The sequence below is a fragment of the Corallococcus exiguus genome, from assembly GCF_009909105.1.
GTDB classification, from domain to species: Bacteria; Myxococcota; Myxococcia; order Myxococcales; family Myxococcaceae; genus Corallococcus; species Corallococcus exiguus.
Map to the genome: position 1 here is coordinate 145,641 of NZ_JAAAPK010000011.1, position 20,662 is coordinate 166,302.

General features: G+C 70.1%; 16 protein-coding genes. 4 read left to right on the plus strand and 12 right to left on the minus strand.

The annotated features are described in order from the left end of the window. The first annotated feature begins 10 nt into the window (after nucleotides 1–10). Nucleotides 11–769, plus strand: a complete 759-nt coding sequence (locus GTZ93_RS33465; RefSeq protein ID WP_139916530.1) for a GvpL/GvpF family gas vesicle protein — start codon at nucleotides 11–13, stop codon at nucleotides 767–769. Nucleotides 770–772: 3 nt separating this feature from the next. Here the strand turns inward: GTZ93_RS33465 and GTZ93_RS33470 are convergent, their stop codons facing one another. The 5 genes from GTZ93_RS33470 to GTZ93_RS33490 all read right to left on the minus strand — a co-directional run bounded on the left by GTZ93_RS33470 (nucleotide 773) and on the right by GTZ93_RS33490 (nucleotide 6,951). After that, the gene (locus GTZ93_RS33470; protein ID WP_139916528.1) at nucleotides 773–1,954 is read right to left on the minus strand and encodes a hypothetical protein; all 1,182 of its coding nucleotides are present in this window, start codon (nucleotides 1,952–1,954) and stop codon (nucleotides 773–775) included. Continuing rightward, nucleotides 1,951–3,822, minus strand: coding sequence for a motility-associated ABC transporter substrate-binding family protein (locus tag GTZ93_RS33475; protein WP_139916526.1), 1,872 nt, complete (start codon nucleotides 3,820–3,822; stop codon nucleotides 1,951–1,953). Before GTZ93_RS33475 ends, GTZ93_RS33470 begins: the two co-directional genes overlap by 4 nt. After that, nucleotides 3,819–4,541, minus strand: coding sequence for an ABC transporter permease (locus GTZ93_RS33480; RefSeq protein ID WP_014394402.1), 723 nt, complete (start codon nucleotides 4,539–4,541; stop codon nucleotides 3,819–3,821). Before GTZ93_RS33480 ends, GTZ93_RS33475 begins: the two co-directional genes overlap by 4 nt. Further along, nucleotides 4,538–5,464 carry an ABC transporter ATP-binding protein gene (locus GTZ93_RS33485; protein WP_139916525.1) on the minus strand — a complete coding sequence of 309 codons (927 nt, stop codon included), beginning with the start codon at nucleotides 5,462–5,464 and terminating at the stop codon, nucleotides 4,538–4,540. The genes GTZ93_RS33480 and GTZ93_RS33485 overlap by 4 nt, the downstream gene beginning before the upstream one ends. A gap of 71 nt (nucleotides 5,465–5,535) precedes the next feature. Continuing rightward, nucleotides 5,536–6,951 carry a TIGR01777 family oxidoreductase gene (locus tag GTZ93_RS33490; RefSeq protein WP_139916523.1) on the minus strand — a complete coding sequence of 472 codons (1,416 nt, stop codon included), beginning with the start codon at nucleotides 6,949–6,951 and terminating at the stop codon, nucleotides 5,536–5,538. A 32-nt stretch (nucleotides 6,952–6,983) separates the two neighbouring features. On the opposite strand from GTZ93_RS33490, the gene GTZ93_RS33495 reads away from it, so the two are divergent. Continuing rightward, complete coding sequence (locus GTZ93_RS33495; RefSeq protein WP_139916521.1) at nucleotides 6,984–7,949, plus strand: L-threonylcarbamoyladenylate synthase; 966 nt, start codon at nucleotides 6,984–6,986, stop codon at nucleotides 7,947–7,949. Here the strand turns inward: GTZ93_RS33495 and GTZ93_RS33500 are convergent, their stop codons facing one another. Further along, nucleotides 7,950–8,648: a hypothetical protein gene (locus GTZ93_RS33500; RefSeq protein ID WP_139916519.1), complete on the minus strand. Its 699-nt coding sequence runs from the start codon at nucleotides 8,646–8,648 to the stop codon at nucleotides 7,950–7,952. Nucleotides 8,649–8,831: 183 nt separating this feature from the next. On the opposite strand from GTZ93_RS33500, the gene GTZ93_RS33505 reads away from it, so the two are divergent. Further along, nucleotides 8,832–10,916, plus strand: a complete 2,085-nt coding sequence (locus tag GTZ93_RS33505) for a hypothetical protein (protein ID WP_161663210.1) — start codon at nucleotides 8,832–8,834, stop codon at nucleotides 10,914–10,916. Nucleotides 10,917–11,011: 95 nt separating this feature from the next. Then, nucleotides 11,012–12,109, plus strand: coding sequence for a hypothetical protein (locus GTZ93_RS33510; protein WP_139921881.1), 1,098 nt, complete (start codon nucleotides 11,012–11,014; stop codon nucleotides 12,107–12,109). Here GTZ93_RS33510 and hemH read toward each other — a convergent pair. From hemH to GTZ93_RS33540, 6 genes are all read right to left on the minus strand, one after another. Next, a complete protein-coding gene (hemH, locus tag GTZ93_RS33515; protein ID WP_139921883.1) occupies nucleotides 12,084–13,151 on the minus strand; it encodes a ferrochelatase in 1,068 nt (355 codons plus the stop codon). The two genes, GTZ93_RS33510 and hemH, sit on opposite strands and share 26 nt — an antisense overlap. A 25-nt stretch (nucleotides 13,152–13,176) precedes the next feature. After that, nucleotides 13,177–13,560 (minus strand): Co2+/Mg2+ efflux protein ApaG, encoded by a 384-nt coding sequence (apaG, locus tag GTZ93_RS33520; RefSeq protein ID WP_120580970.1) that lies wholly within the window; start codon nucleotides 13,558–13,560, stop codon nucleotides 13,177–13,179. A 74-nt stretch (nucleotides 13,561–13,634) separates the two neighbouring features. Continuing rightward, nucleotides 13,635–14,627 (minus strand): TerC family protein, encoded by a 993-nt coding sequence (locus GTZ93_RS33525; RefSeq protein ID WP_139921885.1) that lies wholly within the window; start codon nucleotides 14,625–14,627, stop codon nucleotides 13,635–13,637. 35 nt (nucleotides 14,628–14,662) lie between these two features. After that, a complete protein-coding gene (gene glgX, locus GTZ93_RS33530) occupies nucleotides 14,663–16,807 on the minus strand; it encodes a glycogen debranching protein GlgX (protein ID WP_139921887.1) in 2,145 nt (714 codons plus the stop codon). Further along, on the minus strand, nucleotides 16,804–19,911 hold the full coding sequence (gene treY, locus GTZ93_RS33535) for a malto-oligosyltrehalose synthase (protein WP_222595356.1): 3,108 nt from the start codon (nucleotides 19,909–19,911) through the stop codon (nucleotides 16,804–16,806). The genes glgX and treY overlap by 4 nt, the downstream gene beginning before the upstream one ends. Nucleotides 19,912–20,098: 187 nt before the next feature. Beyond that, nucleotides 20,099–20,431 carry an SWIB/MDM2 domain-containing protein gene (locus GTZ93_RS33540; protein WP_014394388.1) on the minus strand — a complete coding sequence of 111 codons (333 nt, stop codon included), beginning with the start codon at nucleotides 20,429–20,431 and terminating at the stop codon, nucleotides 20,099–20,101. Nucleotides 20,432–20,662 lie beyond the last annotated feature (231 nt).

The following is a 20,662-nucleotide window of genomic DNA, read 5'->3' on the forward strand; positions in this document are numbered from 1 at the left end:
GGGGCACGTCATGACGACGAAGACCCAGGCGGAGTCCTCGCGCGAGGGACGGGCACACTACCTCTACGGCATCGTGCGCGAGGACAGCGGATGGACGCTGGACCTCGCGGGGCTGGATGAGGCCCCGGTGCGACGGGTGCACGAGGGCGGTCTCACTGCGCTGGTGTCCGAGGTGGCGGGCCCGCGGGTGGTGCCCACGCGGACGTACCTCCTGATGCACCAGCGCGTCACGGAGGCCGTGGTGCGCGAGCACACGCTGGTGCCGGTGGCCTTCGGGACGGTGCTGCCGTCGGAGGAGCGCGTGCGGGAGTTGTTGCGCGTGGCGCGCGCGCCGCTGAGCCGGGCGCTGTCCGAGCTGGAGGGCCGGGTGGAGCTGGGGCTGAAGGTGTACTGCCACGGCGACGCGCTGACGCGCAGGTTGCAGGAGACGCGGCCGGAGCTGGCGCGCGGCCCCGCCGAGCTCGAGGAGGACCACGAGGCGAGGCTGGAGGCGGCGCTGCACGACTGCACCCGGAAGGACCTGGACGGGCTGAAGGCGGGACTAAGGCCGCTGGCGGAAGCCACGCACGAAGCGCCGCCGCTGGGTGAGCGGATGATGCTCAACACGGCCTGGCTGGTGGACCGCACGCGGGTGGCCGCGTTCGAGGCGCGGGTGCAGTCGCTGGTGGCGCGGCTGGACGCGTACACGTTCCGGTTCACGGGGCCGTGGCCGGCCTACAGCTTCGTGGACGTGCGGTTGGACGTGGAGGCGGAGTCCACCGCACGGTGAGCCTCAGCGCGGCGCGGTGAGCTTCGCGGCGTCCTCGGCCAGGAGCTCCAGTCCGCCGCCCATGCGCGTCCAGCCGGCGGTGAACTCCGTGCGCGCGTACCACGAACCGTCCGGCGTCTTCGCCATGGAGAGCTCGCCCACGGGCTTGCCGCCGCGCTGGTACTCCACGCGGAAGGCGGGCGTGGGGGCCGGGCCCGGAGGGGCTTCGCCCCGTCCCAGGAGCTCCACGGGGGTGAGGCGCCACAGGCGGTCATGCCAGTTGCGGGCGAAGTCGTCCGGAGTGCCGGGGGCGTCCACGGGCGACAGCTGCACGGCGCCTGGCGATTTGCCGCTGGCGACGAAGGCGCGGGACGTGGTGCCGGTGGAGATGACGATGTGGTCGAAGCCGTCCACGTCGAAGGTGTGCAGGCGCCGGTCCACGAGCCGGCTGGCCGCGGCCTCCAGGTCCGGCAGCAGTCCGGGCCCGAGGAGGAAGACGTGCCCGTCGGTCGTGCGCTGGAGGTAGGGGGCGCCCCAGCCCGAAGCGGGCGTGGCGAGGCGGAACGTCTTCGGAGTGCCATCCAGCGTGAGCGTCAGGCCGCGCTCCGTCTTCGCGAGGCCGATTTCGTCCAGCTTCTTGTCGTCCAGGACGCCCAGGTCCCGCTGCGCGCGCAGCGGAGCGAAGCGGGAGAACAGCTTCAGCGCCACGTCGTTGCCGCGCAGCTCGCGGGGAGGAGGCACGGGAGCAGGACTCGCGGGTGTCCCCGCGTCGGCGGAGGCGTTCGCGACTGCGTTGGCGCGAGGCGCAACCCCAGCGTCGGTGGCCACCGCGAGCGCGCCTGTGTTGCCGGCACTTGTTGGCGAGTTCGCGCCAACCTGCGGGCCTGCGTCGGACGTCACGTGGGCCAGTGCTCCCGCGTCGAGCGCGGCACTGCCCGCATCACTGGCGACTCCAGCTTCGGCTCCCGGCTTCGCGGGCTTGTTGCCCAGGCGGACCCAGACGGTGTCACGGTCCTGGGGGTCGCGGAACAACTCCACGAAGCGCGACTCCTCGTCGTACCGGATGCGGTCGAGCGCGCTCACCTGCGCGTCCTCCACCGTCACCTCACCCTGCGCACGCGAAGGCTCGCGCTGCCACACGAAGAACGCGGCCACGAGCGCCACGCCCGCCAGCACGCCCTGCACCGCCACGTCGCGAGCCTTCATCGCGCACCTCCCGCAACCGCGGTGCTCCGGGGCGCACGCCGTCCACGCCGCCGCGTCACGAAGTAGCCCACCGCCAGCACCGCCATCGGCATCCCGAAGACCGTCGCGTAGAACCACACGACATCCTGCGAGCGCGTGTGCTGCAACGGCACATCCTCCTCGCTCGTCGTCACGCCGGAGAGCGCCTCCTCGCCGGAGAGCCAGCGCAGCGTGTCCACCGCGAGATACGCATTGCCCACGTTGCCCAGGATGCCGTCCCCCAGCGCGTCCGCGTCCGCCATCACCACCGCGCGCGGAGCGGGCTTGCCCTCCGCGGCGGGCCGCTCCACCGCCACCACCAGCGGCCACGCCTTCGTGACCTCGCCGGGCTCCGGCTCGAAGTCGCCGTTGCGGTCCGCGAACGTCTCGCCCTGCGCACGCACGCTCGTGTCCAGCATCACGCCGGGAACGGGCGGCGTCACCGGCTCCAGCGCCGTCGCACCCATGAAAGCCACCGCGCCCTGCGAGCCCAGCGCGGACAGCGACGTCACCGACGGGTGCGAGGAGAAGCTCGCCGTGCCCAGGTTGGCCCGGTCGCTCAGCTGACGCGTGGTGCGGAAGTACACCCGGTCATTCGCCAGCGGCACGCGCAGCGACTTGAGCCCCATCGGTTGCAGCAACGGCTCCAGCGCCGCGCCATCCGGCTCCAGAGCGATCCACAACCGCCCTCCCCGCTCCCAGTACTCGCGCAGCGCGGTGGCCTCTTCCGGAAGCAGCTCCCGCGTGGGCCCCAGCACCGCCACCATCGCCGCGTCGCCCGGCACCGCCGAGCCCAGCCCCTCCGCCACCGTGAGCGTGCGCACGTCCACGTTCTGCGAGCGCAGCAACTCCTTGAACTGCGCCACCGACGGCCGGGCCGCCTCACCCTGCACGGGCCGCGTGTCGGCGCGCTCCCCATGGCCTCCCGTGAGGTAGACGATGCGCTGGGGCTTCGCCACCGCCAGCAGCCGCCGCTGCACCTCCGCGTCCAGCCGTTGGAGCTGCCCGCGCGCACGCTCCGGATCCAAGCCCAGCGTGAGGATCTCCTTGCGGGCCCCCCGCGACAGCACCACGGAGCCGTTGTTGCTGACGCCCAGGGACTTGCCGCGCGCGGGCTCCACCGCCTGGTCCAACGACTCCACGCCCAGCTGCGGACTCTCCGGCTCCAGGTCGCGGAAGTACTGCCGCACCGCCTCGCCCACTTCGTTCGCGGGCGGGAAGAAGAGCGTCACCTGCAAGGGTTCGTTGAGGCCGCGCACCAGCTTGCGCGTCGCATCGCCCGGCTTCGCGGTCCGGAAGTACGACAGGTCCCAGGTCGGATCCGCTTGCGTCGCCACGTACGTCGCCGCGAACGCGAACACGATGACGAACGCCATGCCCAGCCCTGAGAACAGCGCGCTCTTCACGCGCCCCGTCTCCGGCACCTGAGCCCGAGCCATCGCCACGAGCGCGGCCTCCACCATCGCCAGCGGCACGAGCGAGCACAACAGCAGCGCCGGGAACAGCACCGCCAGCACCACCGACAGCCGGGGAGACGAACGCGACAGCGGCTCACCGAAGAGCGCCGTCCCCACGTCCCCCTTCACGAAGTAGAGCACCAGCGCGGCCAGCCCCACGACGTACAGCGTGAGCACCCACCGCTCCAGCGCGCGCCGGTCCGCGGGCGCTGCGATCATCCGCACCACGCGCCACGCCGTCGCGGCCACCACCACGGCGGTGCCCAGCGACGCCAGCGCCACGCGGCCGGAGCCCACGCCCAGCACGCGCTCCGCGAGGAACACGGCCACGAGCCCCGCGACGAACGCCCCCGTCGCGGCGAGCCCCGTCCCGAAAGAAGCCGGCGAGCTCATCGCCACCTCCGCGCTTCCAGCACCCGCGTCGCCGCGAACAGCGCCACGTAGGTGACCACCAGGTAGTAGACGACGTCCCGCACGTGGATGAGCCCTGCCTGGAACGGGGGGAAGTGCTGGTTCCACAGCGACATCGCGCTGAAGACGTCGGACAGCGGCTGCTCGGTGATGCGCGCCAGCAGCCAGCACAGGATGAGCGCCACCAGCATCACCGCGGAGAAGATGGCCGCGAGCAGCTGGTTCTTCGCGAGCGACGACCCGAACGTGCCCACCGCCAGCGACGCGCTGCCCAGCAGCAGCAACCCCAGATAGCCCGCCGCCACGTGCCCGAAGGACACCTTGCCGTTCACCAGCACCAGCAGCGGCATGTAGAGCGTGAGCAGCAGGTACAGCGCCAGGAACGCGAGCCCCGCCAGGAACTTGCCCAGCACGATGTCCCGGTCCCGCACCGGCGACGCGTACAACAGCGGCAGCGTGCCCGTCTGGCGCTCCTCCGCGACCAGCCGCATGGACACGAGGATGGCCGCCACGATGGTGAAGCCGCTGGAGTAGTAGAAGAAGCCGGACAGCACCTCCGCGGAGCGCTTGCTCGCGCCGCCCAGGGCGTACGCGTTGAAGAACAGCCCGTTCACCGCGAGGATGATGGCCAGGATGACGTAGCCGCTGAGCGTGCGCAGGTAGCCGGCCAGCTCGCGGCGAGCAATCAGGAGCGCCTTCACGCCTTCACCTCCTGCCCATGCGTCAGGCGCAGGAACAGCGCCTCCAGCTGTCCCTCGTTCGCGTCCAAGCGCAACAACTCCAGGCCCGCGCCCACCACCGCCCGCGCCACCTGGGGCCGTAGATCCGGCGCCGCCGCGACCTTCAGGCCCAGCACTCCGCCCGCCCCTTCCCGCACCTCCACCGCGCCGAAGCCCTGCAACGCTTCGAGTGCCCGAGCGCGGTCGCCCCGCACCTCCAGCACGATGGACGGGCCGCCCAGGCTTCGCGACAACTCCTCTTCACTGCCCTGCGCCAGCAGCGTGCCCTTGTGGATGATGAGCAGGCGGTCACACGTCTGGGAGATCTCCGGGAGGATGTGGCTGGACACGAGCACCGTGTGCGCGCCCTTGAGGCCGCGGATGACGTCGCGCATCTCCACGATTTGAAGCGGATCCAGGCCGCTGGTCGGCTCGTCGAGGATGAGCAGCGCGGGCTTGTGCACCAGCGCCTGCGCCAGTCCCACGCGCTGGCGGTAGCCGTGGCTGAGCGTGGAGATGACCTCGCCGTGCACGTCGCGCAGTCCGGTCTTCTCCTCGGCTTCGCCGACGTGGGACGCGGTGGCCTTCGCGGGCACGTCGCGCAGGCGGGCGACGTAGGCCAGGTATTCGCCCACCGTCATCTCCTCGTAGACGGGGGGCACGTCCGGCAGGTAGCCGATGCGCTGGCGCACCTCATGGGACTGGCTCACCACGTCGTGCCCGTCGATGACGACGCGGCCCGAGGTGGGCAGCAGCACGCACCCCAGGATTTTGAGCGTCGTCGACTTGCCGGCGCCATTGAGGCCCAGGAAACCGATGACCTCGCCCTGGCCGATGGTGAAGGCCAGGTCCCGGATGGCCGCGTGCTCGCCGTAGAACTTCGTCAGCCCTTCGACCTGGATCAATCAGGACTCCTCGAAGCGAGGGGAAACGGCGCACTTCTGTCGCCCCTCCCGAGGAGTGTCAAGCACGGGGCTCAGCCGTGGCGGTATTCGGCGCCGTCGGTGGTCCGGCCCAGCGTGAAGCGCAGCGCCTCCTCCAGGCCGGGGAGGAGGAAGGAGAAGCCGTGGGCCTGGGCCACCGTGGGCAGGGCATGGGTGCTGGACAGGAGGGTCTCCTCGCCCATCTGCCCGAACACGGTCTTCACCACGGCGGCGGGCAGAGGGAACACCGCGGGACGGTGGAGCACCTTCCCCAGCACCTTCGCCAGCTCGCCCTGTCGCACCGCGTTCGGGGACACGGCGTTGAGGGGCCCCTGGATGGACGGGGTGAAGATGGCGAACTGGATGAGTCCCAGCACGTCCTCCAGGGACACCCAGCTCAGCCACTGACGTCCGGAGCCCACGGGCCCGCCGCCGCCCGCCTGGGTCGCGAGCGCCAGCTTCGCGAGCGCCCCGCCGCGCGCGTCCAGCACCACGCCGATGCGCAGGTTCACCACGCGGATGCCCGCGTCCTGGGCGGGTTTGGTGGAGGCCTCCCACTGGCGCGTGACGTCCGCGAGGAAGCCGTCGCCGGAGGAGGACGTTTCGGTGAGCTCCTCGTCGCCCCGGCTGCCGTAGTAGCCGGTAGCGGAGGCGCAGATGAGCACGCGCGGCTTTCGGGTGGCGCGGGCCAGGGTTTCACACAGCAGGCGGGTGCTCTCGGTGCGGCTCTTGAGGAGCTCCTGCTTGCGCTCGTCGGTCCACCGGCCCTCGCCCACGTTGGCGCCGGACAGGTGCACCACGGCGTCCACGTCCTCCAGGCCCGCGGCGTCGACGGTGCCCTTGTCGGGAGCCCAGGAGATGTCCCCGCGAGCAGCGTTCGCACGGCCGCGCACCAGCCGCTTCACGCGGTGGCCGCCGGTGGTGAGGAACGACGCCAGCGCGGAGCCCAGCATGCCGGACGCACCGCCGATGGCCACGGTGAGCGGGCCCTCGTTCGCGAAGGCTCCATGGCGGCGCAGGTCCGCGCGAGTGAGCGAGTGGCGGTACGCGAACATGCGTTCCAGGCGCTTGCGCGCGTAGCCACCGCCGAAGGTGTCCCCCAGCGCGCCCACGGGCAGTTCGTACTGGATGGCGTCTTCCAGGACGGAGGCCTGGGGGCCGGAGGGGTTCATGCGGTGGTCGTGGATCCACTTCGCGAACGGGCCTTCACGCTGGGTGTCCTGGAAGGAGGAGCCCTCCACGTAGGCGGTGTGCTCGGCGACCATGCGCTGGGGGATGGGGCCCAGGTGGAGCTTCACGACGACGCGGGCGCCGGGGCGGATGCCGTCGCCGGAGCGGTCCACGACTTCAGCGGTCTCCCAGGGGGGCGACAGGCGTTCGAAAGCCCCCTCGCGGGTGTGCCAGGAGAAGAGGTCGGCGGCGGGGACCGGCATCTGGCTGTGCGCTTCGAAAACGTGCGACTTGCCCATGGTTTCTCCTGGGGAGACAGTGCGGCCCGAGCATGCTTACTCCCGACCTCCTCGACCGTGCAGTCGAATTGCTGCGACGCGGCGGTGTCATCGCCCTGCCAACAGAGACGGTCTACGGCCTCGCGGCCAACGCCGAGGACGAGCTGGCCGTGCGCCGCGTCTTCGCCATCAAGGGCCGGCCGGCGAACCACCCGCTCATCGTCCACATCCCGGATGAGGAGTACCTGCCGGAGTGGGCCCGCGAAGTGCCGGACGAAGCGAAGGCGCTGGCGAGGGCCTTCTGGCCGGGTCCGCTGACGCTGGTGCTGCGGCGCACGTCGAAGGCCACGGACGCGGTGACCGGAGGCCAGGACACGGTGGCGTTGCGAGTGCCGGGACACTCCGTGGCGATGGAGGTGCTCGAGCGGCTGGGAGGAGGCGTGGCCGCGCCGAGCGCCAACCGCTTCGGCCGGGTAAGCCCGACGACCGCGGAGCACGTGCAGCGAGACCTGGGCGACGACGTGGACCTGGTGCTGGACGGAGGTCCGTCCACGGTGGGCGTGGAGTCAACCATCGTGGACCTGTCGTCCGGAGCCCCCGCGATTCTCAGGCCTGGGGGATTGGCGACGGAGGACATCGAGCGCGTGCTGGGGCGCAAGGTGCCGGTGCGCACGTCGACCACGGTGCGCGTGTCCGGTTCGCTGGAGTCGCACTATGCGCCCAGGGCAGGAGTGGTGCTCGCGGAGCCGCATGAAGCAGTGCAGCGGGTGGAAGCACTCCGTGCACAGGGATTGCGCGTGGGAGTGCTGGGCCCCGCGTCACTGTCACTGCCTGGCGATGTGCAGCGCTTCGATGTGCCGGGAGAACCCGCGCAGGCCGCGCGCGTGCTCTATGCACGGCTGCGCGAAGCCGACGAACAGGGCCACGACATCCTCGTGGCCTGTCTGCCCGCCGCGAGCGGCCTGGGCATCGCCGTGCGAGACCGACTGTCCCGCGCGGCGGCGCCCCGCGACAGCTGATCAGAGTTCCTTCACCAGTTCCTGACGTGCCTTCGTGCTGTATCGCCCGATGAGGTCCGCGCGCTTGGGCGCGTACTTCGCGGACTCATACTGGATGGCCACGACACTCCGGGACAGCATCGACCACTGCGTCAGGTTCACGTGGCTTTCCAGCGTGGTCCAGCGATTGAGCAGCTTGGGGCGTGCCTGGGAGGACAGCATGCTCTCTGGGGTGTGGACGGTCGCGGCGGCCTCCAGGTTCTCAATGGGCGCCAGGTCCGCGGCGAAGCGGATCGGCAGCTTCTCCCACTTCAGCTCTCGCGCCATCTCGATAGGCTTTTTCGGCTCGCCGTACTTGCGCGTGAGCAGGTCCCGCATCAGCGAGTGGAAGGTGCGCGGGTCCGCCACCTCCTCGAAGAACACGTCCACCGCCGCCAGCCGGTTGTCCAGGAACCCCAACGCCACCTCCGCCGGCACCTCCGCGATGGCCGTCTTCATCCGAAGCGTCCCATCCGGGCCCACGCTCGCCTCGGGCATTTGTGCGCGCACCTCCTCCGGCGTCATCCCCCAACGGACCGTCTGGAACCCCTCCGTGCTCCGGTAGGTCTTGTCCTGCGATTCACGGACCGCCTGCCGCCGCTCCAGCGCGGTGGGCTGCCCCGACGCGCAACCCGCCGACAACCCCAGCACCACCGACAGCCCCAAAGCCTTGAACTTCATTTCATCGCTCCATTCCAAGCCACGGGCCTCGTCCCATTGAGGCCTCCATCGCAGGCATCTTCGCGAGGTGCGGACATAGAGGAATACGGAGGGGCTCCGGAAGCTGGGTCGCCAAACGCCCGGGGGCTTGCGGCCAACAGCCCAGGTCGCCCAGGCTCTACGTCCGGAGAGGGGAACAGCCGCATGGGCTTCGCCACAGGGTGGTTATGGGTCGTCCTGGCCATGGCCACTGGCGCGCGGCCAGACCCTTCCGCCGAAGCCGTGTGCGGACTCTCCGCGCTCTACACCGCCGAACATGCCTTCTTCGGGGAGAAGGACCGCTACGACCTCCCCGCGGCCGTCGGCTTCCTTCCCCTGCCCTGCGTCGACGGCACCCGTCCCCCCGCCCCCGAGTCCCACTCCGTCGGAGGCTGCCAGTTCGTCTTCACCGTCCTCGAAGCGGGCCGCGCTCCGGATACCACCCTGAAGCTCGAAGCCCGCGGCGTGACGGTCGGCACGCAGGACCTGCGCTTCCGCATGGAGGGCCACGAACGCGTCATCACCCGCACGGACTCCAACGCCCGCGTGGCGCCCGTGGACTGTGAGGCCTGGGCAAAGACAGCCGATCCGCTCTTCCGCTATCACTCCATCGGCAGGAGGTTCGATTGCACGGGCGGGCCCTACGCCCCGGAGCATCCGTGCACCGAGGCGCTCACCCAGCTGGTGGGCCTCACGCGCGAAGGCGTGGGCGTCGCGCGGATGGAATACGCCGCGCACCCCACCGCGCGCGAGCTGTATCCGCTGAGCCCGCCCACGCCCGCCATGCTCCTCTGCGGCGTCACCGCCACGCCCCAACAACGCGTCCAGCTCGCGGAGCGCCTCGCACGTCAGCAGCAGCTGATGGACGCGGTCCTCGTGCCCTACTGCCATCCGGAAGGCCTGCGCGTGGCCCTCCCCCGTCTGTTCCAGGAGGGCGCCTGCCCGGGTCCACGGTGTCTGGCATTGATGTCCCATGCCCAGCGCATCCGCCTGCCAGAGCGGCTCGGCATCCTGGAAGGTCGCGCGGAGCCCCTGGCCCGGTGGCTGTGGGACCAACCCGCCCCCGTGCAGCGCGACTTCCTATCGCAGGCAGCGGCCCTTCCGTTCCCACGGGTCGAAGCGCTCCTGAGCCTGCGCAAGGGCGAATGGCCGAGTCTCGCGGCACTTCAGGAGAACGCGTTCACGCCACTGGAGAACGCGTGGTTCGACCAGGTCCGCCGGGAGCACCCCTCCCTCTTCCCGCTGCACGACATCGTCCTCGAGCTTCAGGAGCTGGGCACCGCCAGCCCGGCGGCGTTCAAGCTCTGGAGCGAAGGCACTCCCTGCTTCGAGCTCTTCTACGCCACCGACATGGCCATGTCCGCGGAGCGGCTGCGCGCCCTCGCCAGCGCGGAGGTGCGCTGCCCGGGAGAAGCCATCCCCATCCTGTCCCGCCACCTCCGGCACCTGCCCTCCACGGAGATGATGAGAGTGCTCGAGCCGCTGTCCCCGGCGCACCTGCGCATGCTGCGCGATGACCTGGGCCTGTATCTCCCCGGACGCGCCGAGGCGCTGGTCGACTGGGTGATGGAGCGCGACATCGGCCTGCTCGACGGACTGTTCGCCACGCCCGCCGTCGTGACGAAGCTGCTCGCCCCGCCCCATGTGGACCGGCTGGGCGGACGCGAGGCCGTCCTCGACCTGCTGTTGGATTCGCGGCGCAGCCCACGCATCACGCTGACCGAGGCGGCCCTGCTGCTCGTGATGACCGAGGCCCTGAAGGGCGCGCCTTCCGCGGCCCGCGTCAGGAACGTCTCGGAGCAGTACATCCTCCCCGCCCAGAAGCAGCTGCTGCTGTCCGACGCCCTGCGAGCCCGGGACTCCCGCATCCAGGCCGCCGCCGCCGCGGGCCTCGCCGCGTGGAAGGAATCCTCCGGCATCCCCGCCCCCGCGGCACGGGCCTGCCTGGCCGAAGCCCGCCTCACCCTGGCCTGCCTGGCCACTCAGGCCAAGCACCTGGGCCCGCCCCCTCCGGGCCCCCGGCAGCCCCGCCCTGGGACGCCCGGCACGGCCCCCCAGCCGCCTCCGGCCCCACCCGCGCCCATCGAGGCCTGGTGCACGCGCTTCGACGAACGCATGGCGTCCTGTCCCGGAGCCTGCGGAGGCGCGCTGCCCGGCCCGAGTGAGCTCGCGTTCCTCGCAGCCATCGCCGGTGAGCCGCCGCCCACCGCGCCGGAAGGCCTGCGCTCCTGCATGACGCCCCTTCCATGAACCTCCAACTTCGTCGGGCCGCGTCAAAGCCCGTTCTCCCTTTTACAACCGCCGTCCGCTCCGCTATCCCGCGACCGTCACCCAGGAGTGTCCCCGTGAAGCGAAGTCTCTCCGGTCTGCTCGTCGCACTCGCGTTCACCGCCTGCAAGCAGGAGGCGCCGGGAAAGATGGAGCCCATCCCGCGCCCGCCGGGAGCCACCGCGCCCGAGCCCGCCGAGGCCGCTCCCGTTCCCGCCGCGCCCGCCGTCCCCAAGGACGCCGTCGTCCTGCGCTGGAAGCTCGTCCAGGACGCGCCCATCTCCTTCCGCCTCAACCTCGCCCTGGACCGCAACGCGCCCGTCCTGGAGTCCGCCCCGGCGGAGAAGCCCGCCAAGGCCGACAAGAAGAAGGGGAAGGACGCCAAGGCCGCCCCCGCCGCTCAAGCCCCGGCCGCCGCCAAGGCCCCCGTCCCCACCGAGTACACGTACGTGCTCGTGCTGGACAAATCCGGTGAGCGTCAGCTGCGAGTGGCGCCCAACACCGGCGCGCCCGAGGACGCCACCTTCAGCGACCGCGGCTTCATCATCGACGGGCTCCAGGGCCCCGCGCGCAACCTGGCCACGCTGGTGCTGGAGCTGCCGCGCGACCCCGTGCGCCCCGGCGAGACGTGGCCCCTGGGCACCGAGCTCACCACGCCGGACGCCCTGGGCACCCTGTTCCGCCGCGCCCCCGGCGGCGAGCGCCACAACCGCGTGAAGCTCGTCTCCGTCACCCCGGGCGACAACGGCGAGCAGGTGGCCACGCTCGAGTACGACATCGTGGAGCAGTTCGGCGGCACCCTCAGCGCCCCGCGCCCCGCCCTCCCCAAGAAGGATAAGGCCGCGAAGCAGGCGGGCCCCGAGAACACCGCCATCGAGGTCCCCAACGAGCTGGACGACGCGCCCGCCCCCACCGCACAGCCGGAAGGCACCGAGCTGGGCGCCACCGTGAAGGTCACCGGCAAGGGCGAGTTCCTGGTGAAGGCCGGCCAGTGGCGCTCCTGGGAGGGCACCCTGTCCACCGCCCTCAACGGCCCCGCGCAGCCCGCCGTGAACCTGCCCGCGGGCACCTACAAGGCCCGCATCACGCCCGTCAGCGCGCCCCAGCAGGCTCCGGCCGCGCCCCAGGCTCCGGAAGCAGCGCCCGCGCCTACCGCGACTCCGCCCGCGCCGTAGGGGCCGGGCCGTCCGAAGCGCGCACCATCCGCACCACGGCGTCCACCCACTCCGGGTGGGCGTTGAGGGACGGCACCAGCGTCAGCGACTCGCCGCCCGCCTCCACGAACTGCTCCTTCGCGCGGAGGCCAATCTCCTCCAGCGTCTCCAGGCAGTCCGCCACGAAGGCCGGGCACATCACCGCCAGCCGCTTCACGCCCTTCGCCGCCAGCTCCGGCAGCACCAGGTCCGTGTAGGGCTTCACCCACGGCGTGCGCCCCAGCCGCGACTGGAAGGACACCGTGTAGCCGCCCTCCGGCAGCGCCAGCCGCTGGGCCAGCATCCGCGCCGTCGCGAAGCACTGCGCGCGGTAGCAGTGCCGGTTCTCCGCCGTGATGGCGTCACAGCACCCCGAGGACGCCAGGCAGTGCTGCCCCGTCGGGTCGCTCTTGCGCATGTGGCGCTCCGGCAATCCGTGGAAGCTGAAGAGCACGTGGTCCGCGCGCATGTCGGCAATCACTGGCCGGGCCACCGACGCGAACGCGTCCAGGAAGCCCGCGTCATCCCAGAACGCCGGCACCGCGCGCACGTTGGGAACGTCCCAGCCCTCCGCCAGCACTTCATAGATGCGCGCCAGCGACGACGCGGAAGACGACGCCGCCTCGTGCGGGTACAGCGGCAGCACCGTGAACTCCGACACGCCCTTCGCCTTCAGCCGCGCGATGGCGTCCGGCAGCGACGGGTTGCCGTAGCGCATGGCCAGCTCGACTTCGTAGTCGTCCCCCAGTTGCTCCCGCACCCGCGCCTCCAGCGCGCGGCTGTACACGAGCAGCGGTGAGCCCTCCTTCATCCACACCTTGCGGTACGCCTCCGCGCTCTTCGCGGGGCGGAAGGGCAGGATGAAGAGGTTCAGGAGGAACCAGCGCCCCACCGGGTGGATGTCGATGACGCGCGGGTCGTTGAGGAACTCGCGCAGGTAGCGGCGCACCGGCCCGGACTCGGGCGCGTCCGGCGTCCCCAGGTTGACGAGCAGCAGTCCCCGCTTCGTGGTCGGCACGGCCATGCGCGAAGTCCCTCGGGAGTCTTTTTCAGTGCAGCGCGTGCGGCAGCGTGAGCGCGAACTCGGCGATGCGCGCCTCGAAGCGCGTGCCGTCCGGACGCTCCATCTCGTAGCCGCCGCGCATGGTGCCGAAGGGCGTCTTCAGCATCGCCCAGCTCGTGTACTCGAACCGCTCGCCCGGCTTGAGGTGCGGCTGACGGCCGACCACGCCCTCGCCCTTCACCTCATCCACGTGGCCCTGGGCGTCGGTGATGATCCAATGCCGCGACCGCAGCTGCGCCGGGACGGTGCCTTCGTTGAAGAGAACCACCTTGTACATGAAGGCGAACTGCCCGGACTCAGGCGTGCTGCGCTCCGGCCAGAAGGTCGGCTCCACGGTGACGCGGATGCCGTCGGTGGTGGCGGTGGACATGCCGGGAGACTTGGCAGCGACTCCCGTCCGATGCAAGGGAAACGCAGGGGTCTCCCGAGGCTCCAGGGCCCCCGTCAGCCGCGGTCCTGCTCCCGCGCCGGCGCGTCCGGGGCCTTGTCCGCGTCCGCCACCGGGGTGGAGCCCGCCGCCTCCGGGGGCTTGGGGAACACCAGCGACGCCACGATGGCCACCAGCAGGCACCCGCCAATCACCGCCAGCGAGATGCCGATGGGAATCTTGAACCAGTGCTCGATGAGCATCTTCACGCCCACGAAGGCCAGGATGACGCCCAGCGCGGCCTTCAGCAGATGGAACTTCTCCATCAGGCTGGAGACGACGAAGAACAGCGAGCGCAGGCCCAGGATGGCGCAGACGTTGGACGTGTAGATGATGAACGGGTCCTTGCTGATGCCCAGGACCGCCGGGATGGAGTCCATGGCGAAGAGCAGGTCCGTGGCCTCCACCACCAGCAACACGATGAACAGCGGCGTCACCTTGCGCCGGCCGTCCTCGTGGAGGAAGAAGCGGCTGCCGTCTCCCTGGCGCGACACCGGCAGCAGGCGCCGGGCCATCTTGACGATGAAGCCCGCCTCCGGGTCCACGTCGTCGTCGTCCTTGGCCCAGAGCATCTTGGAGGCCGTGTAGACGAGGAACGCGCCGAACAGGAAGATGAGCCACTCGAAGCGGGCCACCAGCGCCGTGCCCGCGACGATGAGCACCGCGCGCATCACGAACGCGCCCAGGATGCCCCAGAAGAGCACCCGGTGCTGGTGCTGCGGCGGCACCCGGAAGTAGCCGAACACCATCAGGAAGACGAAGAGGTTGTCGACCGACAGCGCGTACTCCACGACGTACGCCGTCAGCCACTCCAGCGCCGGCCCCTTGCCGCCGTAGTGGTAGACGCCGCCGCAGAACGCGAGGCTGATGCTCACCCACACCAGCGTCCACAGCGTCGCCTCTTTCGACGACACCGCGTGCTCCTTGCGGTGGAACAGCCCCAGGTCCATGGCGAGCATCGCCAGGACGAAGACGTTGAAGGCCACCCAGGGCCAGAGCGTGTGGGTCATCACGCCCGCTGCCTACTCCGGGACGGCCCCGGCGGCTACTCCCATTCCGTCGCCGGGCGCCGCAAGACCACCAGGGAACGTCCCGCCGCCTGCACCTTGCCGCCCGCCGGGGTGTGCGTGCGCAGGGATTCCCCCGTGGCCGCGGTGTCCACCACCAGCTCCCAGTCCGCGCCCCACTCCAGGGCGGGCAGCATGAAGGTGATGGGCTCGTGGTGCGCGTTGAGCAGCACCAGCAAGGTGTCCCCGACGATGCGGTGGCCCTCGTCGTCCGGCGTGGCGATGGCGTCCCCCCCAAGCAGGAAGGCCAGGGAGCGCACGTAGGGCTTCTCCCAGTCGTCGCGCTTCATCTCCTTGCCGTCCGGCCGGAACCACGCCAGGTCCTTCAGCTCGCTGTCCCAGATGTGGGCCCCGCGGAAGAAGCGGCGCTTGGAGAGCACCGGCTGCTCGCGCCGCAGCTTGATGATGCGGGCGGTGAAGTCCAGGAGCTGGCGCTGCTTCTCGTTGAGCTCCCAGTTCACCCACGACAGCTCGTTGTCCTGGCAGTAGGCGTTGTTGTTGCCCTTCTGCGTGCGGCCCATCTCGTCGCCCGCCACCAGCATGGGCACGCCCTGCGACAGGAAGAGGGACGCCAGGAAGTTGCGCTTCTGCTGCTCGCGCAGCGTGTTCACCTTGGGGTCGTTCGTCTCCCCCTCCACGCCGCAGTTCCAGGCGTGGTTGTCATTGGCGCCGTCGCGGTTCTCCTCGCCGTTGGCCTCGTTGTGCTTCTGGCTGTACGTCACCAGGTCGTGCAGCGTGAAGCCGTCATGCGCGGTGACGAAGTTCACGCTCGCCGTGGGCTTGCGGCCGGACAGCGCGAACAGGTCCGAGCTGCCGGTGAGCCGGGAACCAATCTCCGCCGCCTGCCGGTCGTCACCCTTCCAGTAGCGGCGCATGGTGTCGCGGTACTTGCCGTTCCACTCGCTCCACAGCACCGGGAAGTTGCCCACCTGGTAGCCGTAGTCCCCCACGTCCCACGGCTCCGCGATGAGCTTCACGCGGCTCAAGACGGGGTCCTGGTGGAGGATTTGGAAGAAGGCCGCGCGGGTGTCGTAGCCGTGCCGGTCCCGTCCCAGCGTCGTCGCCAGGTCGAAGCGGAAGCCGTCCACGTGCATCACTTCCACCCAGTAGCGCAGCGAGTCCGCGATGAGCTTCAGCGCGTACGGGTGCGTGGCGTTCCACGAGTTGCCGCACCCCGTGAAGTCCATGAAGTAGCGCGGGTCCTTCTCACTGAGCCGGTAGTACGCGCCGGCGTCCAGCCCCTTGAAGGACAGCGTGGGCCCCAGGTGGTTGCCCTCGCAGGTGTGGTTGTACACGACGTCGAGAATCACTTCGATTCCCGCGCGGTGCAGCAGCTTCACCATCCCCTTGAACTCCGCCACCTGCTCGCCCAGCGAGCCCGACGCGCAGTAGCGCGCGTCCGGAGCGAAGAAGCCCAGCGTGTTGTAGCCCCAGTAGTTGGAGCGCCCCTTCTGGGTGAGGAACGGCTCGTCCATGAAGGCGTGGATGGGGAGCAGCTCCACGCTCGTCACGCCCACCTTCTTCAGGTGCTCGATGCTGGCCGGGTGCGCCAGGCCCGCGTACGTGCCGCGCAGGTGCTCCGGCATGCGCGGGTTCAGCATGGTGAAGCCCTTGACGTGCAGCTCATAGAGGACCGTCTTGTGCCAGGGGACCTCCGGCCGCTTGTCATTCTCCCAGTCGAACCCGTCCGACAGGATGACCGCCTTGGGCACGCCCCAGGCGTCGTCCTGCGTGTCCATGACGAGGTCCTCCTCCTTGCCCCCGTGCACGTACCCGTGGATGGGCGCCTTGGGGTCCACCTGGCCGTGCAGCGCGCGGGCGTAGGGGTCCACCAGGAGCTTGTGCGGGTTGAAGCGCAGGCCCTTCTTCGGTTCATACGGACCGTGAACCCGCAGGCCGTACAGACAGCCGGCGTGCACGCCCGGCATGTAGCCGTGAAAGACGTGGTTCGTGGTCTCCAGCAACGGGAAGCGGCGCGTCTCCTTCTTGGGGTCGGCGGGGTCGAAGAGACAGACCTCCACCTTCTTCGCGTGCTCGCTGAACACGGCGAAGTTCACGCCGTTCCCATCGTACGTGGCGCCCAGGGGAAACGGCTTCCCTGGAAGCACCTCGGCCCTTCTCATCCAGTGCTCCTCTCCAGCAGCACCACCGGGAACTCCGCGAGGAGCGGCCCCAGGGCCAGCCCCACGCCTCCCGGCCCCTGCTGGGGACGGACGGGGCGCCCGGTGAAGACATTGCGGAACATCATGCCCGCATATGCTTCCGGAAGGTTCAGGAACGTACCGTCATACGCCTGCGCCAGCCCGCCGGACTCCAGCGCCTCCAGCGTGTAACGCGGCGCGCAGGCAATCAGCACGCTGTCACCATGCGTGCGCGCGAAGCCGACCGCCGCGGGCGAGCGCGGCCCGGACAGCTCCAGCGCCTCGTAACCCCCCATGCGGAACAGGTCCGCGTACTTCTGACGCAGCCGCAGCGCCTCCGCCAGGACGAAGAGCTTCACCTGCCCATCGTCCAGGTCCTTCACCAGCCGCTCGCACAGGGCGGGCCGGTCCTTCGCCGCCGCCTCGTCCAGCGCCGTGAGCAGCCGCTCGCGCAGGGCGTAGTCCACCGGCCGGCGGTTGTCCGGATCCACCAGCGACAAGTCCCACAGCTCGCAGCCCTGGTACGTGTCCACCACGCCGGGCGAGGCCAGCTTCAGCAGCAGCTGCCCCAGCGCGTTGTGCTGGCCCGCGCGCTCGATGCGGCGCTTGAAGGCCTTCATGTCATCCAGGAAGGCCTGGCCCTTCGAGGGGTCGAAGCACGCGTCCACGAAGCGCGCCACCGCGTCGTCGTAGGCGCCGTCCGGGTTGGTCCACGACGTGCGGACCTTGGCCTCCTTGATGGCCTTGCCCATGTACTCGCGCACGCGGCGGTGGAACTCCTTCCACTCGCCTTCGGGCACCTGCTCGCCCATGGGCCACGCACCCACCACCGTCTGGAAGAAGAGGTAGACGTCGTTGGACGAAGGCGCGGGGCCCGAGGGCAGGTGGCTGACGAAGGGCCGGGTGAGGTCCGCCCAGGCGCGCACCTTCTCCCGCCAGTCCTCCGGCAGCTCCGTGAGGACGTTGATGCGCGCGCGCACGTCCTCGCTGCGCTTGGTGTCGTGGGTGCTGGAGGTGAGCATGCTCGCCGGCCAGCGCTCCGCGCGCTCCTGGTTGCGCAGGTGGAAGGTGGTGGCGCGCATGCCGAAGTGCTCCGGCTCGCCGCCCACCTCGTTGAGGCTCACCAGCCGGTTGTAGATGTAGAAGACGGTGTCCTCCAGGCCCTTGGCCATGACGGGGCCCGTCACCTGCTGGAGCTTCATCGCGAACCGCAGCATCACCGCCTTCTCTTCATCCCCCACGTGCTCCGGGTAGCGGCCCAGGAGGATGTCGCGCAGGAAGTCGAAGATGGAGGCGTTGGTGGTGGTGTTGCGCTCCTTGGCGCGCTGGAGGGTCCACTCGATGTACTGCACGTCGCGCACGTCCAGCTCCGCGCGCCAGCCGTCCACGTAGGTGCGGTACACGGGGAACAGCGCGATGAACTCCACCAGCGCGCGCCGCAGGCTGTTGAGCGTGAAGTCGCGCGTGCGGCGGTTCATCTCCGAGATGCGGTTGAGCTCGTGCGCCAGCACGTTGATTTCGCTGGCCATGCTCACGCGCATGATGAGCAGCTTCTTCTGGTACACCAACTCCGCGAAGTCCTGCGTGCCGCCCGCGAAGCGCTCGTACGTCTCCGTCAGGTGCGCCTCCGCGGCCGGGTGCACGAACAGGCCGCTCACCGCGTTGGCGAAACGGTAGCCGGTGGTGCCGTGCACCGCCCACGACTCCGGGATGCGCTCGCGGCCGCCCTGAATCTTCTCCACCGCCACGAAGAGCGCCTTGCGCAGCGGGCTGTCCGGCGTGTCCATCACCTGGCGCCGCCACTTCGCGCGCAAGAGCGCCTCCACCTCCGGCCACCGCGCGTCGTCCCCCTCCCTCTTCTCCGCGTCGAAGCGCGCCCGCGCGCGCTCCACGAAGAAGCGCTCCTGCAGGTCCAGGAAGTAGGCGGTGGGGTCGAAGAGGCCGTCCGGGTGGTCGATTCTCAGGCCCGTGACGCGCCCCTCGCGCAGCCACTCGAAGATGCGCTGGTGCGCCTCCTGGAAGACGTCCGCGTCCTCCACGCGGATGGCGGCCAGGCCGTTGATGTCGAAGAAGCGGCGGTAGTTGATCTCCTCACCCGCCACGCGCCAGTGCGCCAGCCGGTAGCTGCAGTTCTGCAGCAGCGAATCCAGGAGGTCGAAGGAGCGCACGTTGCCGGGCGTGCCGTTGAACACCCGGAGGTTCTCCTCCACGTACGCCGCCAGCTCCGCGCTGTCCGCCACCACCGCGGCGAGTCGCCGCTTGATGACCTCCTTCTCGCGGTGCCGCTCCGTCACCTTCGCCGCGTCCACCTCCGTGCGCAGCGGCAGGTGGTCCAGGGCCGTCAGGATGGAGAGCAGCTCCACCAGGTGCGTCGACTCCGGACCCAGCTGCTTCTCCAACCGCTCCAGGCCGTGCTTGAGGAGGGTCGCGTACTGGCGCGGCGCCACCGGCAGACGGTGGTCGTAGTAGTGCAGATGGAAGGCGCCGGACGCATAGGACAGCTTCAGCTCGCCGCGCTCCAGCACGATGCCGTACTGGTCGCCCAGGATGGGCAGCAGCACCTTGTCCGCCAGCTCGTCCTTCACCGGCCGCCAGTCCATGTCGAAGAACTTCGCGTAGACGGACGATGGGCCGTTCTCCAGCACGTCCAACCACAGCCGGTTGTCCCGCTCGATGCCCATGTGGTTGGGCACCACGTCCAGCACCTGCCCCAGCCCGTGCTCGCTCAGGGTGTCACAGAGGGCGGCGTGCTCTTCCTCCGTGCCCACCTCCGGGTTGAGCCGTTGGTGGTCCACGCAGTCGTAGCCGTGGGTGCTGCCGGGCGTGGCCTTGAGGTAGGGCGACGCATAGAAGTCGCTCACGCCCAGCCGGGCCAGGTACGGCACCAGCGCCTTCGCCTGTTGGAAGGTGAAGCCCTGATGCAGCTGCATCCGGTAGGTGGACAGCGGCGTGCCGCGGCGCGATTGCAGCTCGCGTTGGACCTGTTCGAACAGGCCCTCCGCCTGGGCTTCCACCGCCGTGTTCGTGCCATCCGCGTCCGCCACCCGCGCGGAGCGCTCCCCTGCCTCGGAACCGTCGTGGAACATGACCCCCAGAGGTAGGTCCGACGCGGCGCGTCCGCCAGCAGGCAGATGCGCCTTCGCCCCCTTTTCAACGCTCCGGACGGGCGGCCGGTACAGAGGGAAAAAGCGGAGGGCCCGTCCCGCGCGATGCGTGACGAGCCCCCAGGGTCCTTCGGGCTACCGGCGACGGCCCCGACGGGCCCTGCACCGTTCAGCTCAGGTGCTTGTTCACCAGCGCGGTCATCTCGAACATGGTGACGTTCTTCTTGCCGCCGAAGATGGGCTTGAGCTTGTCGTCGGCGTTGATCTGGCGCTTGTTCTTCGCGTCCTGGAGGTTGTTCTTCTTGATGTAGTCCCAGATCTTGCTGACCACCGCGGTGCGGGGCAGCGCCTTGGAACCGACGATCGCCGCCAGCTCAGCGGAGGGCGTCATCTCCTTCATGAACGCGGCGTTGGGCTTACGGCCCGCGGCCTTCTTCGCGGCAGGAGCCTTCTTCGCGGCAGCAGGGGCAGACTTCTTCGCAGCGGCTTTCTTGGCGGCCATTCGTCTTGTGTCTCCTCCCCTCCGAAGGGGACGTTGCACGGCGTGCTTTCATCTTCAAGCTAGAGCCGATGGCGCGTAGTAGCACGGCCTAGAGCGAAAAACAGCGTCCATCGCGCGCTTTTTCCCTCTGGGGCTCCTCGGAGCGACGGCTTCGGAGGCTAGAACTCGGCCCCGCAGCGCATTCTTCCCTCGGGAACGGAAGTCCCGCGACGCGTCCGGAGCGCCAGAATC

Excerpts from the sequence above, each read along its gene's own strand:
- GTZ93_RS33465 (WP_139916530.1), top strand. The coding sequence starts at position 11 with ATGACGACGAAGACCCAGGCGGAGTCCTCGCGCGAGGGACGGGCACAC.
- GTZ93_RS33470 (WP_139916528.1), bottom strand. The coding sequence starts at position 1,954 with ATGAAGGCTCGCGACGTGGCGGTGCAGGGCGTGCTGGCGGGCGTGGCG.
- GTZ93_RS33475 (WP_139916526.1), bottom strand. The coding sequence starts at position 3,822 with ATGAGCTCGCCGGCTTCTTTCGGGACGGGGCTCGCCGCGACGGGGGCG.
- GTZ93_RS33490 (WP_139916523.1), bottom strand. The coding sequence starts at position 6,951 with ATGGGCAAGTCGCACGTTTTCGAAGCGCACAGCCAGATGCCGGTCCCC.
- GTZ93_RS33495 (WP_139916521.1), top strand. The coding sequence starts at position 6,984 with ATGCTTACTCCCGACCTCCTCGACCGTGCAGTCGAATTGCTGCGACGC.
- GTZ93_RS33500 (WP_139916519.1), bottom strand. The coding sequence starts at position 8,648 with ATGAAGTTCAAGGCTTTGGGGCTGTCGGTGGTGCTGGGGTTGTCGGCG.
- GTZ93_RS33505 (WP_161663210.1), top strand. The coding sequence starts at position 8,832 with ATGGGCTTCGCCACAGGGTGGTTATGGGTCGTCCTGGCCATGGCCACT.
- hemH (WP_139921883.1), bottom strand. The coding sequence starts at position 13,151 with ATGGCCGTGCCGACCACGAAGCGGGGACTGCTGCTCGTCAACCTGGGG.
- apaG (WP_120580970.1), bottom strand. The coding sequence starts at position 13,560 with ATGTCCACCGCCACCACCGACGGCATCCGCGTCACCGTGGAGCCGACC.
- GTZ93_RS33525 (WP_139921885.1), bottom strand. The coding sequence starts at position 14,627 with ATGACCCACACGCTCTGGCCCTGGGTGGCCTTCAACGTCTTCGTCCTG.
- glgX (WP_139921887.1), bottom strand. The coding sequence starts at position 16,807 with ATGAGAAGGGCCGAGGTGCTTCCAGGGAAGCCGTTTCCCCTGGGCGCC.
- treY (WP_222595356.1), bottom strand. The coding sequence starts at position 19,911 with ATGTTCCACGACGGTTCCGAGGCAGGGGAGCGCTCCGCGCGGGTGGCG.
- GTZ93_RS33540 (WP_014394388.1), bottom strand. The coding sequence starts at position 20,431 with ATGGCCGCCAAGAAAGCCGCTGCGAAGAAGTCTGCCCCTGCTGCCGCG.